The sequence below is a fragment of the Microbacterium timonense genome (assembly GCF_900292075.1).
Taxonomy (GTDB): Bacteria; Actinomycetota; Actinomycetes; order Actinomycetales; family Microbacteriaceae; genus Microbacterium; species Microbacterium timonense.
Window position 1 is genome coordinate 16,498 of sequence record NZ_OLMV01000009.1, and the last position, 16,381, is coordinate 32,878.

General features: G+C 71.2%; 13 protein-coding genes. 7 read left to right on the forward strand and 6 right to left on the reverse strand.

Annotated elements, in window-relative coordinates:
* Positions 1-92: 92 nt before the first annotated feature.
* Positions 93-2,321 carry an NADP-dependent isocitrate dehydrogenase gene (locus C9992_RS17370; RefSeq protein ID WP_106816907.1) on the forward strand — a complete coding sequence of 743 codons (2,229 nt, stop codon included), beginning with the start codon at positions 93-95 and terminating at the stop codon, positions 2,319-2,321.
* A 129-nt stretch (positions 2,322-2,450) separates the two neighbouring features.
* Here C9992_RS17370 and C9992_RS17375 read toward each other — a convergent pair whose 3' ends face one another.
* Complete coding sequence (locus tag C9992_RS17375; RefSeq protein ID WP_106816908.1) at positions 2,451-4,205, reverse strand: L,D-transpeptidase family protein; 1,755 nt, start codon at positions 4,203-4,205, stop codon at positions 2,451-2,453.
* 221 nt (positions 4,206-4,426) lie between these two features.
* On the opposite strand from C9992_RS17375, the gene C9992_RS17380 reads away from it, so the two are divergent.
* From C9992_RS17380 to C9992_RS17405, 6 genes are all read left to right on the forward strand, one after another.
* Positions 4,427-5,626, forward strand: a complete 1,200-nt coding sequence (locus C9992_RS17380) for an ROK family transcriptional regulator (RefSeq protein ID WP_106816909.1) — start codon at positions 4,427-4,429, stop codon at positions 5,624-5,626.
* A gap of 70 nt (positions 5,627-5,696) precedes the next feature.
* On the forward strand, positions 5,697-6,965 hold the full coding sequence (locus tag C9992_RS17385) for an extracellular solute-binding protein (RefSeq protein WP_106816910.1): 1,269 nt from the start codon (positions 5,697-5,699) through the stop codon (positions 6,963-6,965).
* A gap of 87 nt (positions 6,966-7,052) precedes the next feature.
* Entirely contained in the window at positions 7,053-8,021 is a 969-nt protein-coding gene (locus tag C9992_RS17390) for a carbohydrate ABC transporter permease (protein WP_106816911.1), read from the forward strand.
* Positions 8,018-8,857, forward strand: coding sequence for a carbohydrate ABC transporter permease (locus tag C9992_RS17395; RefSeq protein WP_106816912.1), 840 nt, complete (start codon positions 8,018-8,020; stop codon positions 8,855-8,857). The genes C9992_RS17390 and C9992_RS17395 overlap by 4 nt, the downstream gene beginning before the upstream one ends.
* A 43-nt stretch (positions 8,858-8,900) precedes the next feature.
* Positions 8,901-9,851: an ROK family protein gene (locus C9992_RS17400; RefSeq protein ID WP_106816913.1), complete on the forward strand. Its 951-nt coding sequence runs from the start codon at positions 8,901-8,903 to the stop codon at positions 9,849-9,851.
* The gene (locus tag C9992_RS17405) at positions 9,844-10,623 is read left to right on the forward strand and encodes a glucosamine-6-phosphate deaminase (RefSeq protein ID WP_106816914.1); all 780 of its coding nucleotides are present in this window, start codon (positions 9,844-9,846) and stop codon (positions 10,621-10,623) included. Before C9992_RS17400 ends, C9992_RS17405 begins: the two co-directional genes overlap by 8 nt.
* Positions 10,624-10,684: 61 nt before the next feature.
* On the opposite strand, the gene C9992_RS17410 is transcribed toward C9992_RS17405, so the two are convergent.
* The 5 genes from C9992_RS17410 to nagA form a co-directional block, all read right to left on the reverse strand.
* Positions 10,685-11,089 (reverse strand): NUDIX hydrolase, encoded by a 405-nt coding sequence (locus C9992_RS17410; protein ID WP_235008313.1) that lies wholly within the window; start codon positions 11,087-11,089, stop codon positions 10,685-10,687.
* Complete coding sequence (locus C9992_RS17415; RefSeq protein ID WP_106816916.1) at positions 11,086-12,492, reverse strand: FAD-binding oxidoreductase; 1,407 nt, start codon at positions 12,490-12,492, stop codon at positions 11,086-11,088. The genes C9992_RS17410 and C9992_RS17415 overlap by 4 nt, the downstream gene beginning before the upstream one ends.
* A complete protein-coding gene (locus C9992_RS17420) occupies positions 12,489-12,899 on the reverse strand; it encodes a YrdB family protein (protein WP_106816917.1) in 411 nt (136 codons plus the stop codon). Before C9992_RS17420 ends, C9992_RS17415 begins: the two co-directional genes overlap by 4 nt.
* Positions 12,900-12,909: 10 nt before the next feature.
* Positions 12,910-14,904, reverse strand: coding sequence for a sigma-70 family RNA polymerase sigma factor (locus C9992_RS17425; RefSeq protein WP_106816918.1), 1,995 nt, complete (start codon positions 14,902-14,904; stop codon positions 12,910-12,912).
* 332 nt (positions 14,905-15,236) lie between these two features.
* Positions 15,237-16,373, reverse strand: coding sequence for an N-acetylglucosamine-6-phosphate deacetylase (nagA, locus tag C9992_RS17430; RefSeq protein WP_106816919.1), 1,137 nt, complete (start codon positions 16,371-16,373; stop codon positions 15,237-15,239).
* Between the last annotated feature and the right edge of the window lie 8 nt (positions 16,374-16,381).

The window sequence follows — 16,381 nt, forward strand, 5'->3', positions numbered from 1 at the left end:
GACAGCTCACACGCACGCGAAGATCTCTTGATGTCGAGATATCTGAGGGCCTTGCGTTAGGCTGGGGACCGACCCCAAGAAGGACGTGACTGGTGACCGACTCGACCATCATCTACACCTATACCGACGAGGCTCCGGCCCTCGCGACCGCCTCTTTCCTCCCGATCATCCAGGCCGTCACGGGCCCCGCGGGGGTGGAGGTCCAGACGCGTGACATCTCGCTCGCGGGCCGCATCCTGGCGGCCTTCCCGCAGCGGCTCACGCCCGAGCAGCAGGTCTCGGATGCTCTGGCCGAGCTCGGCGGCCTCGCCACGCTGCCCGAGGCGAACATCATCAAGCTGCCCAACATCTCGGCCTCGATCCCGCAGCTGAAGGCGGCCATCGCCGAGCTGCAGTCGCAGGGCTACGACATCCCCGACTACCCCGACGAGCCGCAGTCGCTGGAAGAGAAGGACGTCCGCGCCCGCTACGACCGCATCAAGGGCTCGGCCGTCAACCCGGTGCTGCGCGAAGGCAACAGCGACCGGCGCGCCCCGCTGTCGGTGAAGAACTACGCACGCAAGCACCCGCATCGCAACAAGGCGTTCGGCGAGGGCTCCAAGACCCGCGTCGCCACGCTCGGCCACGACGACTTCAAGTCGAACGAGAAGACGACCGTGATCCCGTCCGACGACGTGCTGAAGATCCAGCACGTCGCCGCCGACGGCACCGTCACCGAGCTCAAGACGGGCATCAAGGTGCTGCCCGGTGAGATCGTCGATGCGACGTTCCTGTCGGCTCAGGCGCTCGACGCCTTCCTCGCCGAGACGCTGGCGGCGGCTAAGGCCGATGACGTGCTGTACTCGGTCCACCTCAAGGCGACGATGATGAAGGTGAGCGACCCGATCATCTTCGGTCACGTCGTGAAGGCCTATTACGCCGACGTGTTCGACAAGTACGGCGACAAGATCGCCGAGGCGGGCCTCACCCCGAACGACGGCCTGGGCGCCATCCTCTCCGGGCTCAGCCAGCTCGAGGGCGGCGAAGAGATCGCGGCCGCCTTCGCTGCGGCCACCGACACCCCGCGGCTCTCGTACGTCAACTCGGACAAGGGCATCACGAACCTCCACGTGCCCTCCGACGTGATCGTGGATGCCTCGATGCCGGCGCTCATCCGCAACGGCGGCAAGCTGTGGGGTGCCGACGGCGGCGAAGCCGACACGCTGGCCGTGATCCCCGACTCGTCGTACGCGGGCGTCTACCAGACGGTCATCGACGACGTCATCGCGCACGGCCCGCTCGACCCCGCGACGATCGGCACGGTCCCCAACGTCGGGCTGATGGCTCAGGCGGCCGAAGAGTACGGCAGCCACGACAAGACGTTCGAGATCGCGGCAGCGGGGACGGTGCAGGTGGTGAATCAGGCCGGCGACGTGCTGCTGCAGCATGACGTGCAGCCCGGCGACATCTGGCGTGCCACCCAGACGAAGGACATCGCCATCCGCGACTGGGTGAAGCTCGCCGTCAGTCGCGCGCGCGCCACCGGCGCTCCGGCGGTGTTCTGGCTCGACGAGAACCGCTCGCACGACGCCGCCCTCATCGCCAAGGTGAACGAGTACCTGCAGGGTCACGACACCGAGGGCCTCACGATCGAGATCCTCGCTCCGGCCGCAGCCACGCAGTACTCGCTGGACCGGCTCCGCAAGGGCGAGGACACCATCTCGGTGACCGGCAACGTGCTGCGCGACTATCTGACCGACCTGTTCCCGATCCTCGAGGTCGGCACATCGGCCAAGATGCTCTCGATCGTCCCGCTCCTCGCGGGGGGCGGGTTGTTCGAGACCGGCGCCGGTGGCTCGGCGCCGAAGCACGTGCAGCAGCTCCTCGCCGAGGACTACCTGCGGTGGGACTCGCTGGGCGAGTTCTTCGCGCTGGCCGCCTCGCTGGAGCATCTTGCCGACTTCACCGGCAACGTGAAGGCGCAGGTCCTGGCCGACACGCTGGATGCCGCGACCGGCTCGTTCCTGGAGAACGACAAGTCGCCGGGGCGGGCACTGGGCACCATCGACAACCGGGGGAGCCACTTCTACCTGGCGCTGTACTGGACCCAGGAGCTGGCGAAGCAGCAGGCGGACCCGGAGCTGGCAGCCGTCTTCGCACCGGTCGCCGAGAAGCTCGCCGAGAACGAGCAGAGGATCGTCGATGAGCTTCTCGCGGTGCAGGGTTCGCCTGTCGAGATCGGCGGCTACTACCGCCCTGACGCCGAGCTGGTGGCGGGCGTGATGCGTCCGTCGGCCACGCTCAACGGGATCATCGACGCCCTGGTCGCCGACCACAGCTGAGGCATCCGCGGGGCGGTCGCCGAGCACCAGAGGCGCCGGCGGCCGCCCTGTTGCGTTGCCGACACAAGAGGAGAGAGCGGATGCCCCCGGCCGGGGCATCCGCTCTCTCCTCTTGCTGTTCGGCGCGGTTCAGGCCTGCACGCGGACCTCGGTGCCGTTCGGAGCCCATGTGTAGAGGAACTCCGCCGTGCTCAGCGGCAGGTTGACGCAGCCGTGGCTCATGCGATTGCCGAAGTTGTTGTGCCAGTACGTGCCGTGGAAACCCTGGTCGCCGTTGAAGTACATCACCCACGGCACGTTCTTGGTGCAGTAGCTGTTGACGGCGTTCGGGTTGTAGCAGAGCGCGCCCATGTCCTGCACCCGGATGTGCGAATTGATACGGAAGTTTCCGGTGTGCGTGGGGGTCGCTGCCGTGCCGGACGAGATCAGGAAGCTGTTGACCACCTGACCGTTCTCGTAGATGTACGTCCGCTGCTCACTGAGGTCGACCACGATGTTGCGCGCGAGGGTCGTGGTGCCGACCGGCACCTCCTCGACCGGCAGCTTGTATACGGCGTCTCCGCCGGACAGCTGCGCGGCGAAGGCGTCGGCGACGCCCGAGGTGTCCCCGACGGTGCGACCGGACTGACCGCCGGCGATCTCGCGGAGCACCTTGCCGGCGGTGTCGGTGATGACCAGGGCGTTCTCGGGCGCACGGTCCACGGCGGCCGGCAGCGTGTCGACGATCGGCTGGATGGCCGATGCGTCGGCGGTGATGGTGAACTCACCGTCTCCCGGCGCGATCGTGAGCCAGGATGCCGCGACCGCCCGGTCGACGGGCACCGTGCGCTCGTCGCCGACGTAGAAGCCGACGGTGTCGAGCATGCCGTTCAACTGTGCCACGGTCGCCTCGGCGATCTCGGTGGTGAGGTCGGCGGGCACGTCGGCGGTGACGGGATCGAACTCGACGCGGGTCTGGCCGGACTCGAACGCGGACTGCAGGGCGGCTTCGACGGCCGCGACGTCGATGCCCGTGCCGGGTTCGGCCGGAGTCGATACGTACGAGGCGGAGGCGGCGTCGAAGTCGATGGTGGCGTCGACGGGGTCGGTGTACAGCTGCGGCGCTGCGGCGCGCAGAGTCTCCGTGGCCGTCGCCGGATCCAGCTCGACGGCGGCGTCGCCCGGCGAACTGAACCAGGTGGTCGGGTTCCACATCGGATGCTCGGCGAACGCGGCGTCGGCCAGGGCACGCGCGTCGACAGTGGCGCCGAGCTCCGCGCCGGTCACCTCGACGTCGTCGCCGGCGCCGGTCAGCACCACGGTCGTCTCAGCGAGGCGCTGACTGATCGCGTCGGCGGCGGCGCCGGGTGTGAGCCAGCCGACCGGCACGCCGGCCACGCTCGTTCCCGGAGCGATGAGGACGAGGGACGACACCACCAGTCCGACCACGGCGACGCCGGCGGCGGCGCTGATCCACAGGGCGGTGTGCCTCTTCTTGGGCTGGGGCTCGGCGGGAGCCCAGGCGTAGACGGGGGAGCCGTCGGCGGGCAGGACGGTGGTGGCCGCGGTCGCGTCAGTGGCCCCGTCGGCTGCCGCCGCCGTCGCGTCGCTCAGCGGGGTGGCCGGGCTGACGTCGGACGCGGCATCCGCGGGCGACTCGGCATCCGCAGGGGACGCGGCATCCGCGGGCGACTCGGCGTCCCCAGGGGACGCGGCATCCGCAGGGGGCGCGGCATCCGCGGGTGTGTCCGTCGCCCCTTCGGCCGGGCCGGAACCCTCGGTGCGGTCATCTGTTGTCGTATGGTCGCCTGTGGTCGACGCCTCGTCCTCGACGGCCTGCTCGGCCTCGACGGCGTCATCCCCGGACGCCTGTCCTGCCTGCGGCTCGGTCGCCAGATCCGTCACGTCACACCCCCCGACTGTGCTCAACGCTTCCCCTAATGGTAGGTGACGACCCGCCCCCGTGAGGTCACGGGAACATCACACATGAATCGCCGGTCACGGCGCGAAAGCGAGACCCCGCGCCCGCTCTGGTGACGCGCCGAAGGTCACAGTTTTGTAAAGCTCCCACCCAAATCTGCTCAGAAGACTTGCGGACGGGGGGTTCGTAAGGTCTACTAACAAACATGCCCACCTCGGATGTGCGACGCGGTCCTGCCGCCGGCGATGCGCTGCAGCCCGCCACGAACGCTCGGGCGTTCGCCGCCGGGCGTGCGCTGCGGCAGGGGGCGAAGGTGCTTCCGGAGCATGCGAGAGGACACAACCGGGCGCTCGTGCTCCAGACGCTGTTCCACCAGGGCGCCATGAGCCGCGCCGACCTGTCGCGGGAGACGGGCCTGACCCGCGTGACCATCTCCGACCTCGTGGCCGAGCTGATCGCCGACGGCTTCGTGGCCGAGATCGGCGTGCGGGAGGCATCGGGTCCGGGCAAGCCGGCGATACTCGTCGACCTCGACCGCGCCGGCCACCGGATCGTCGGCATCGACCTGTCGGGCAGTGACACGTTCATCGGTGCGGTACTGACGCTCGACGGCGACATCGTGGTGCGCCGCGAGGTGCCCGTGCCGGCGGCGGAGCAGCTCGTGGGCACCGTCGTCGACCTCGCCCGTGCGCTGGTGTCCGATGCGCACGCCCCCGTTCTCGGGGTCGGTGTGGGAACGCCCGGTGTGGTGGACGATCACGGCGTCATCCTCACCGCGCCGAACTTCGGGTGGGCGGGCTTCGACCTGCAGGGGGCGCTCCGCGACGCTCTCGGCCTTCCCGTGCTGGTCGCCAACGACGCCAACGCCGCGGTGCTGGCCGAGTACACGTTCGGCGGCGCGCCCGACGACGTCCTTCTCGTCAAGGTCGGCCGAGGCGTCGGCTCCGGACTGCTAGCGGCGGGTCAGCCGATGCGCGGCAGCCGCTTCGCCGCGGGCGAGATCGGTCACGTCACCGTCGGCACCGACGGTGGGCCGCGGTGCGCGTGCGGCAAGGTCGGATGCCTCGAAGCGTGGCTGTCGGCGCCTTCGCTGTCGTCCCGGCTGGCCGGGACGTCCTCGGCGGCCGAACGCGAAGGCATCCTGCGCGATGCGGGGGAGCGGCTCGGCATCGCGCTGGCGCCCGTCGTCGGCGCTCTCGACGTGTCGGAGATCGTGCTCTCCGGCCCCCACGAACTTCTCGGCGGCTCCCTCACGGACCAGACCGTCGAGACACTCCGTGCGCGCACGCTCGCTCCGTCGAACGATGACGAGGGCGTGCGCGTGCGGATGACGACGCAAGGCCAGGACATCGTCCTGCGCGGAGCTGCCGTCATGGTCCTGTCAGGACAACTCGGGGTGTCCTGAGGAAGCCCCGACCACCCCCGGATGGGCCGGCCGGCCCAGCCGATACCAACAGAACACGAAGGAAGACACCATGAAGAAGACGCTTGGAGCTGTGGCGCTCCTGGGCGCATCGGCGCTTCTCCTCGCAGGCTGCAGCGGCAGCGGCGACGGCGGTGGCTCGTCGGCGGAGGGCGCGGAGATCCGCGTCTGGCTCGTCGGCACCGACACGCCCCAGGAGGCCCGCGACTACCTGAAGGAGACCTTCGAGGAGGAGAACCCGGGGTCCACGCTGGTCATCGAGGAGCAGCAGTGGACGGGGCTGGTCGACAAGCTCACCACCAGCCTGTCCTCGAGCGACAGCCCGGACATCGTCGAGATGGGCAACACGCAGGCGCCGGCGTTCACCTCGAGCGGCGCCCTGCTGAGCCTCGACGACATCTACGACCAGCTGGGCGGAGACGACCTGCTGCCCGGCTTCGTGCAGGCAGGCACGTGGGATGACACCCTGTACGCCGCCCCGTACTACTCGGGCGCGCGCGTGGTCTTCTACAACACCGCGATGTACGAGCAGGCGGGCGTCGCCGTGCCGACGACCCTCGACGAGTACGTCTCGAACGGCGTGGCGCTCGCCGGTGCCCTGCCCGGCGTCTCGGGCGTCTACTTCCCCGGCAAGGACTGGTACAACGGGCTGCCCTTCATCTGGGAGAACGGTGGCGAGATCGCCGTGCAGGACGGTGACGAGTGGGACGCTCAGCTGTCCAGCGAGGAGTCGCTCGCCGGTCTCGCGCAGGTGCAGGAGCTCATGACGAAGGCGTCGCTGGCCGCCAAGGACGGCGACGAGGCCGACGGCTGGGTGCCGTTCCGCACCGAGCAGGCCGCGACCTACTCCGCCCCCAGCTGGGCGTACTGGTCGATCGTGGCCGACGAGGACAAGCAGCCCACTGCTGTCGCCGACATCACCGGCTACTTCGCCCTCCCGGGCATGGACGGCGGTGCCGCGCAGGTGTTCGCCGGTGGCTCGAACGTCGGCATCGCGGCCAAGTCGCAGCACCCGGACCTCGCCAAGAGCGCGCTGGAGATCATGCTGAGCGACGACTACCAGACGATCCTCGCCGAGAACGGCCTGGTTCCCGCGCTCGTCTCGCTGGGCGACAAGGTCGCCGCCGCGACGCCGGAGCTGGCCACGGTCATCGCCGAGGCGGCGGCCAACGCGAAGCTGACCCCCGCGTCGCCGAACTGGGCCGACGTCGAGGCGCAGGGGATCATGCAGGACCTGTTCGTCAACATCGCGAACGGCGGCGACATCAAGGAGCTCGCCACCGCCGCCGACGAGCAGATCGAGTCCATCCTCAACGGCTGATGCCGTCGGACGGGGTGCCTCGCGCAGTGCGGGGCACCCCGTGCCATGTCCGTAAGCAACCGACACAATAGGCAGAGGAGGCGTGCCATGACGACCATGCCCGCACCGGCGTCCGCCCCGCCCTCGACTTCGGCGCCCGAGCCCGTGATGGACGGCGATCGCAAGAAGCGCCGCTTCCCCTGGGCGCCGCTGGCGCTGCTCACGCCGGCTCTCATCATGCTGGTCGTCTTCATCGGCTGGCCGTTGGTGCAGCTGGTGATCATGTCGTTCCAGAAGTTCGGTCGCGCGCAGATCTTCGGCGCACCGCCCGAGTTCATCGGCATCGACAACTACCTCGACGTCCTCACCGACCCGGAGTTCTGGGCGGTGCTCGTCCGCAGCATCGCGCTGTGCATCGTCAGCGTGATCGCGACGATGGTCCTCGGCGTCCTCATCGCGGTGATGATGACCAAGCTCGGCGCGATCATGCGCACCGCCGTCTCCAGCGCTCTGCTGCTGGCATGGGCGATGCCGGCCCTCACCGCCACGATCGTGTGGGGCTGGATCTTCGACAGCGACTACGGCCTGGTCAACTGGGTGCTCACGCAGGTGACAGGCGACAACTGGATGGGCCACAGCTGGCTCATCGATCCCGTCAGCTTCTACGCCGTCGCCGCCATCATCATCACGTGGGGCGCGATCCCGTTCGTCGCGTTCAGCACCTACGCCGCGCTGACGCAGGTTCCCGACGAGGTGCTCGAAGCCGCCTCGCTCGACGGGGCCGGCGGCTTCACACGCTTCCGCCTGATCGTCATGCCGTACCTCCGCTCGATCCTCGTGGTCCTGCTGATCCTGCAGGTCATCTGGGATCTCAAGGTCTTCGCGCAGATCTACGCGCTCCAGTCGATCGGCGGCATCCGTGCCGACACCAACACGATCGGCGTCTACATCTACTCGGTCTCCATGGCCTCCGGCGACCTCGGCGCCGGCGGGGCGATCTCGGTCATCCTCGTGGTGATCCTGCTCGCCGTGTCGGGCTACTGGATCCGCTCCATGCTCAAGCAGGAGGAATCATGAACGCCCGACCTCGTCGCCTGGCACCGAGGATCCTCCTCAACGTCGCCGCACTCGTGGTCATTGCGGCATCCCTCTTCCCCGTCTACTGGATGGTGAACACGTCGCTGCTGCCCGCGTCGGCGGTGCAGACGCCGACGCCCCACTGGTGGCCGGACGAGTTCACCCTCAGCAACTACGGCGACGCGTTCAACGACGGCCTCTCGACCGCGTTGCTGAACTCCGTCGCCGTCACCGGCATCACGCTCGTCGCCGGCCTGTGCTTCGGCTTCCTCGGGGCCGTCGCGATCTCGCGCTACCGCTTCCGCTCGCGGATCCCCCTGATCGTGGCGATCCTCGTGCTGCAGATGATCCCCGCCGAGGCCATGATCGTCTCGGTCTTCCGCGTGCTCGACGGGTGGCACCTGCTGAACTCGATCCTGGGGCTCGCGTTCGTCAACATCGCGCTCGTGCTGCCGTTCGCCATGTGGTCGCTGCGCGGATTCGTCAACGGCGTGCCGGCCGACCTGGAAGAGGCGGCCATGATCGACGGATGCAGCCGCGCGGGCGCCTTCTGGCGCATCACGTTCCCTCTCCTGGCCCCCGGGCTGATCGCGACCGGGGTGTTCGCGTTCATCCAGGCGTGGAACGAGTTCGTCTTCGCCCTCGTCATCATGACGCGGCCCGAGTCGCTCACCCTGCCCATCTGGCTGCGGGCCTTCGTGCAGGCCACCAGCGCCACCGACTGGGCAGTGGTGATGGCCGCCTCCACGATCATGGCGGTGCCGGTGATCGCGTTCTTCCTGATCGTCCAGCACCGCATGACCAGCGGTATGGTTGCGGGGGCGGTCAAGGGCTGATGGACACCGAGCGCAGTGCCGCCGTCCGCAGGGAGGACGGCCGATGAGGGTCGGGCTCGACGTGGGCGGGACCAAGACCGATGCGGTGGCGGTCGACGATGCGGGAACGATCCGCGGCCGCATCCGCATCCCGACCGGGTGGGGACCGGATGCCGTGGCCCGCACCGTCATCGACGCCGTCGCCGCGCTCGCGACCGAGGCGAGCGTCGACCTGGGCGCCGTCGGGTCGGTCGGCGTCGGCATCCCCGGTCAGATCGAGCCGGGAACCGGCCGCGTGGTGCACGCCGTCAACCTGGGCGTCGAGGAACTGGACCTTGCCGCCGCAGTCGGTCCCGAGCTGGGCGTGCCGGTGCATGTGGAGAACGACGTCAAGGCCGCCGCGCTGGGCGCGCACGCGCTGCACGCCCGCAGCGGCGGGGTCCCCGGGTCGATGGCGTACCTCAACCTCGGCACCGGAATCGCCGCCGGCATCGTGTCGGACGGCGTGCTGTGGCGCGGCGCTCGCGGAACGGCGGGAGAGGTCGGTCACATCTCGGTCGACCCGAACGGTCCGCTGTGCCGCTGCGGTCAGCGCGGCTGCATCGAGGCGTTCGCCGGCGGTGGCGCGATCGCCGAACGCTGGGCGCGGCGCTCGGCGCTGCCGGTGCGCGATGTCTTCGACGCCGCGGACGCCGGCGACGCGTCTGCGCGGCAGTTGCGCGCGGGCCTCGCACGCGGGGTCGCCGCCGCCGTCCGGGTGCTGGTGCTCACCGCCGACGTCGATATCGTGGTGCTCGGAGGGGGTGTGACCGCGCTGGGCGAGCGGCTGATGACGGATGTCGCGGCCGAGCTGTCGGCCAGTGCCGAGGCATCCCCGTTCATGCGCTCGCTGCGTCTGACCGAGAGGATCGAGCTGCTGCCGCCGGGATCGCCGGCCGCCGCGCTCGGCGCCGCTCTGGTCGGTGCAGAGGGTGACGCCACACACGACACCGAGGAGGCGCTGGTCCATGGCTGAGATCGTCATCGTCCGAGACAAGGCGGCGGCAGGCGCGCTGGTCGCCGATCACATCGCCCGGTTGATCCGTGAGAATCCGGAGACGGTCCTGGGCCTTGCGACAGGGTCGACGCCACTGCCGGTGTACGAGGCGCTGCGGGACCGGCTGCAGGGCGTCGACGTCTCGCGGGTGCGCGGCTTCGCGCTGGACGAGTACGTCGGGATCGATCCGGCGCACCCCGAGAGCTACCGTTCGGTGATCACGCGCGAGGTCGTGGAGCCGCTCGGCTTGAATCCGGCGCTCATCCGCACCCCAGACGGCAGCCCCGAGGGCATCGAGCGTCACGGCGAGGAGTACGAGGAGGCGATCCTCGAAGCCGGCGGCATCGACCTGCAGATCCTCGGCATCGGCACCGATGGGCACATCGGCTTCAACGAGCCCGGTTCGTCGTTCGCCTCTCAGACACGCGTCAAGACCCTCACCGAGCAGACGCGTCGCGACAACGCCCGCTTCTTCGACTCGATCGACGACGTGCCGATGCACTGCATCACGCAGGGACTCGGCACCATCCTGCGGGCGCGTCATCTCGTGCTGCTCGCCTTCGGCGAGGGCAAGGCCGCCGCGGTCGCGGGTGCCGTCGAGGGGCCGCTGTCGGCATCGTTGCCCGGATCGGCGATCCAGCTGCACGCGCGCGCCACCGTGGTCGTCGACGAGGCGGCGGCCTCGCAGCTCACCCGCGCCGACTACTACCGCTACGCCTTCGACAACAAGCCCGACTGGCAGGGCATCTGATCGCAGGATGCCGCTGAGAACGGACCCCGACGCGGCAGCACCCGGGGAACGGATGGCGCAGTCAGTGCCAGGCGAAGCGGATGAGGTGATTCCGGCTCAGGGGAGCCAGGGGAGTGTCGTCCACCTCGTGCTCGGCGATCCAGCGCAGCTCGGCGATCTCGGCCGCGGCGGTCGCGGAGCCGCTGCCCGCCGCGACACGCAGCACGTACGCGTCGGCGACGACGATGTGGTCTGGTTCGTTGGCCGCCGCATCCGTGAACCGGCCGAGCGGCCGGAACGCCGCGGGCTCGGCGACGATGCCGGTCTCCTCCGCCAGCTCACGCACCACGGCGTCCAGGGCGCTCTCGCCGGGATCGGGCTTGCCTCCCGGCTGCTGGAACACCGTGGCGCCGTGCTTGCGCACCACGAGCGCGCGGCCCGCGTCGTCGACGACGACGGCGGCGCTCACGTGCACCTGGCCGGTCACGGCGCGAAGACCTTGCCGGGGTTGAGGATCCCATCGGGGTCGAAGACCCGGGTGATCTGTCGCTGCAGCTCCCATTGGTCTTCGCCGAGCTCGTCGGCCAGCCAGCGCCGCTTGAGGACGCCCACACCGTGCTCTCCGGTGAGGGTGCCGCCCAGGCGCAGCGCCGCCCGGAAGAGGTCGTCGGCGGCGGCCCAGATGTGGTCGGGGGCCTCGACGACCCCGAACTCGTCGACGCCCGCGCCCGGCTCGGCCGCGGGGTCGAAGATGAAGTTGGGATGCAGGTTGCCGTCGCCCGCGTGCGCGACGGTCGGGATGACGATGCCGTGCTCGCGCTCGACGCGCGCGATCTCGTCGAACATCGCCGGCAGCGCGCTGCGCGGCACCGACACGTCTTCGATGAGCGCGGTGCCGAGCGTCTCCATCGCGGGATGCATCGAGCGGCGGATGGCGAGCAGCCGCTCGCCCTCCTCGCGGTCGTGCGACAGGGCGACCGTTCCGCCGGCAGCGCGCAGCACGGCGGCGATCGCGTCCGCTTCGGCGACGGCGGCGGGTCCGTCGGTCTGGATCGTCAGCTGGGCAGCCCCCGGGGTGGGTGGATCGAGGGACAGCAGCGCGTGCACGGCCGCCAGCGATGCGGCATCCATCAGCTCCATGATCGACGGCTGCGCACCCGATGCGGTGACCGCCGCCGATGCGGTGGCGGCGGAGCGCACGTCGGGGAAGGTCGCGGCGATCGTGCACACCTCGCCCGGGACGAGCCGACGCAGCTTCAGCGTCGCCCCGACGATCACCCCGAGCGTCCCCTCGGAGCCGATCATCAGCGAGGTGAGGTCGAGGCCGGTGACGCCCTTGACGGTGCGGTGTCCCAGATGCAGCAGGCGGCCGTCGGCGAGCACGACATCGACGCCCAGCACCGCGTCGCGCACCACACCGTATTTGGCGCACAGGAGGCCGCCGGCGCCGGTGGCGATGTTGCCTCCGACCGTCGAGATCGCCCGGCTGGCGGGATCGGGTGCCCACCACAGGCCGTATTCGGCGAGAGCGGTGTTGAGGTCGGCGTTGAGGATGCCGGGTTCCACCACGGCGAGCAAGTCGTCGGGGCGCACCTCGAGGATGCGGTCCATTCCTCGCACGGAGAGCGCGATCTCTCCCTCGCCCGCGTTCGCTCCGCCCGCGAGGCCCGTGCCGGCACCCCGTGTCACGACCGGTGTGCGCGTGCGTGAGGCGATGCGCAGCGTCTGCTGGACGTCTTCGACCGAGCGTGCGTGCACGACGGCGAGCGGGCGACCGGATGCCGCGTGCCCGGACTTGTCGGCGCGCGCGGCGCCGATCGACGCCGGCGAGGTGTCGACGCGGTCGCCGAGTGCCGCCCGCAGCTCGGCGAGCGTGTCGGCGGGGGTCACGACAGGCGCCGACGGCCCGCGATGACGCCCGCGGTGACGGCGACGACGCCGAAGCCGAGGCCGATCCACGCGTTGCCCATCATCCACCACGCGACGGTGGCCGAGGCGTAGACGAGCAGCTCCACGATCGCGCGCACGAACGGGTGCACGGCGAAGACCGCCCGGGGCGAGACGAACAGCGCCCACGCGAGGATCGCGACGACGGGAGCCCCGATGCCCGCCACGATGTTGCCGGGGAAGGGCCACATCGTGAATCCCCACAATGCCAGCGTGCCGAACGCGAAGATCTCGCACACGAACGCGACGATGTCGATCGCCGAGAGCGGTGGCCGCATCCCGGGGGCCGGTGCCGCCGGAGACGGGGCCGAGCCCGGGGGAGTGGGCGTGACATTCGGCGTGTCGGACATGACCTCCAGTCTACGGCGCCGTATCAGCCGGTCCTTCGCTGGGCGCGGACGCGACAGGTGGCTCCGCGGCGCGGTCGTTCCGGCCGCCGGCGTCGGCGTTCTGGGCGGCGTTGGGGTTCTTGCCGCCGGCATCGGCGTTCGCAGCGGCGCCGGGGTTCGGGGCAGCGTTGGAGTTCTTGCCGCCGCCGTCGGGGTTCGAACCGGCGTGGGGGCCGGCGTTCTCCCTCGGGCCCCGCCCGTTGCTGCTCTGACCGCCGGCGTTGCCGTTCTCGCCGGGGGCGCGCCCGTTGCTGCTCTGACCGCCGGCGTTGCCGTTCTCGCCGGGGGCGCGCCCGATGGCTGTTCCGCTGTCGGGCTCCCCGGTGTCGCTCCGGGCGGACCCGGGCGAGGGCGGGGAGCCGGTCGAGCCGCCGGTGCTCCTCTCCGGCCGGCCGGTGCCGCGCCGGGCGGATGCCTCGGCCGCGCCGTCCGCTGCTGCGCCCGTGTCCGCGGCGGTTTTCCCGTCCCCCGGCCGGACGTCGCGCGCCGCTGTGCCGACGCCTGCCGCCCGCGTTCCCGCGCCGAGGGAGCCGTTCACCCCGTCGCTGCCGCCGCCGGCTGAGCCGTTCGCCGCTCGGCTGTTCTCGTTCGCCACGCCATCACTGGAGCCGGCGCCTCCCCCGGCGCCGGCCGCACCGGTGAACCCCTCACCAGCGGCCGGCGGGTCAGGGACGTGCCCGGCTCCGTCGCGCTCACTCGCGGTGGGGATGTCTGCGGGATGCGGCCCGTGCGACGCCGGACCCGACGGCTCCTGGTCTCCGAGGGACGTGAGCGGCGCCGGGGCATCCCCGGCCGCGACGCTCGGCGCGGGAGCCGGAACGGTCAGCGGCCCCGCGGGCACCGCGGCCGCCGTGACGACCCCGGCCACGACGACCAGACTCGCCGCGGCAAGCCCGGATGCGGCGCCGATCGCGGCGAACGCCGAGCCGCCGGCCGCACCGGCGGCGCTCGCGGCGGCCAGACCCGCACCCGCTCCTGCAGCACTCAACCCGCCCGCGCCCACGGCGCCCGTCCCCGCGGCGAGCCCACCCACGGCGGTCCCGGCTGTGCCGCCGACGGCGCCGCCCGCGGCACCACCGGGCGCGAAGGCCACCGCGCCGGGAACGGCGACGGGCGGCGCGGCCGCCAGACCGGCGGTGGGCGCGGCGCCCGGCGCCGTCGCGAGGGAGGCGGCCGTCCCGGCGCCCGCGAGCAGCGGCAGCAGCACGATCGCAAGGCGGCTCGACACCTCCCGCGCCTCGGCGGCGACGGGGGTGCAGTGTGCGCACGCCGCGAGGTGCTGGTCGAGCCGAGCGCGATCGCGCCGCCCGAGGTTGCGGCGGCTGTACGCGCCGAGCCGCTCGATCGCCCACCGGCACTCGCTGTCCTCGTCCACCGCGCGCAGGTGCGCCTGGATCCACGCCTCGCGGAGTCCTTCTCGGGCGCGAAAGGTCAGTTGCGCGACCGCGGTGGCCTTCATGCCCAGCAGCGGCGCGATCTGGGCCGGCTTCATGCGCTCGATCTCCGAGTACCAGAGCACCTCCTGCCAGCGTGCGGGAAGGCTCCGGAACGCCTGATGCGTGAGCGTGCGGTCCAGCGTCGCCTCGCTCGCCTCCAAGCCCGTCGACGGGTCCGGAACGGCCTCGAGCTCGTCCAGCGTCGTCTCGTGTCGCGCGCGCCCCCATGCCGCCGCGGTGTTGCGGATGGTGGCGAACAGGTACGCGCGGAATGAACCGGTCGGCCCTCGACCGCACGCGATCGACTGGTAGATCCGCGTGAAGGCCTCCTGCACGAGGTCGTCGGCATCCAGGCTCGACGTCAGACTTCGTGCCACCGTGATGCCGGCGCGATAGTGGCGTCGCCACAGTTCGGCGAACGCCGCGACCTCACCCGCTCGGGAGCGGGCGACCAGTTCGGCGTCCTCGGTGACCGATCGGGCGTCGTCCGCGGCCGGTTCATGATGCGTGCCTGCCTGATCGTGGTCCATGATCTTCCGATCCCGCGACCTCGCCGGAATCGGGTGGCTCGACGGCGATCGCGTCCGATGGATCTACATTGTCGTCGTCGCGCCGCGAAACCGCCAGGGCCGAGAGCAAGCAGGTCTCGCGGCCTGTCGACGACTTTCTCCGCGATTTTCCGCGCGCGCGTAATAAAACGCCCTGCCGCCGCGTCTCTCTCATCAGGAGTGGTCGCCGGAACGCCCGTTGGGGCTACGGGCGCCGGCGCCCCCCGCGGCTGCTCCGCGGGGCGTGGCGGGGCACGCAGGCATCTCGGGGGAGGGGCCTGCGGGCCCCGCCCGCATCGTCCGGGAGGGCGGACTCAGCCCTCGTGCCCGGCGGTCCAGACCCGCCGGACCCCGAGCTGCTGATCGAGCAGCACCGCGTCGGCGAGAGCACCCGGGGCGAGATGCCCGAGGTCCCGCCGCCCGATCGCGCGGGCGGGGGCCGCCGTGAGCGCATGGACCGCACGCTCGAGCGGAACGCCGGCGTCGACGACGTTGCGCAGCGCCGCGTCCTGCGTGAGCGTCGAGCCGGCGATCGACCCGCCGTCGGCGAGGCGCGCCACCCCACCGGTGACCTCGACGGCGAGCCCGCCCAGGTCGTAGCGTCCGTCGGCGGCACCGGCCGCTGCCATCGCATCGGTGATCAGCGCGATCCGGTCGCCATCGGCCGCGAAGAGCGTCGCCACGAGGTCGAGATCGACGTGGACCCCGTCGGAGATCACCTCGAGGATGACGCGGTCGTCCCGCAGCGCGGCGACGACGGGACCTGGCGCGCGGTGATGGATGCCGGGCATCGCGTTGAAGGCGTGCGTCAGCACCGTCGCGCCGGCGTCGAACGCGCGCCGTGCGGTGTCGGCATCGGCGGCGGTGTGGCCGACGGCGACGGACACGCCCGCCGCGACGAAGCGGCGGATCGCGTCGAACCCGCCGGGCAGCTCGGGGGCGAGCGTGACCTGCCGGATCGTGCCGCGCCCGGCTTCCAGCAGACGATCGATGGATGCCGCATCGGCCGGGCGCAGGAGCGCCTCGGTGTGTGCGCCCTTGTGGCCGGGGTCGAGGAACGGCCCTTCGAGGTGCGAGCCCAGGATGGCCGGGTCTTCCCCGCAGAGGTCCGCGACCATCGACACGCGCGCGACGAGGTCGTCGAGCGACGCGGTGACGAGCGAGATCACGGCGCGGGTGGTGCCGTGGGCCCGATGCAGGGCGCGCGCCGCGCGGATGGCATCGGGGCCGTCGTCGTAGCTGACCCCGGCCCCGCCATGTCCGTGGATGTCGATGAACCCGGGGACGAGGCATCCGCCCTCGCCGTCGATCGACGCGTCGGCGTCTGGCAGCTCCCCACCGGTGCCGGCACCGGCCACCCGGTCTTCGTCGAACAGCACCCAGCCGTCGCGGCGGTCGTCGTCGACGGCCGGGGCGCCGAACAGGCGGATGGAGTGGACGAGCGTCGTCATGCCGGCAT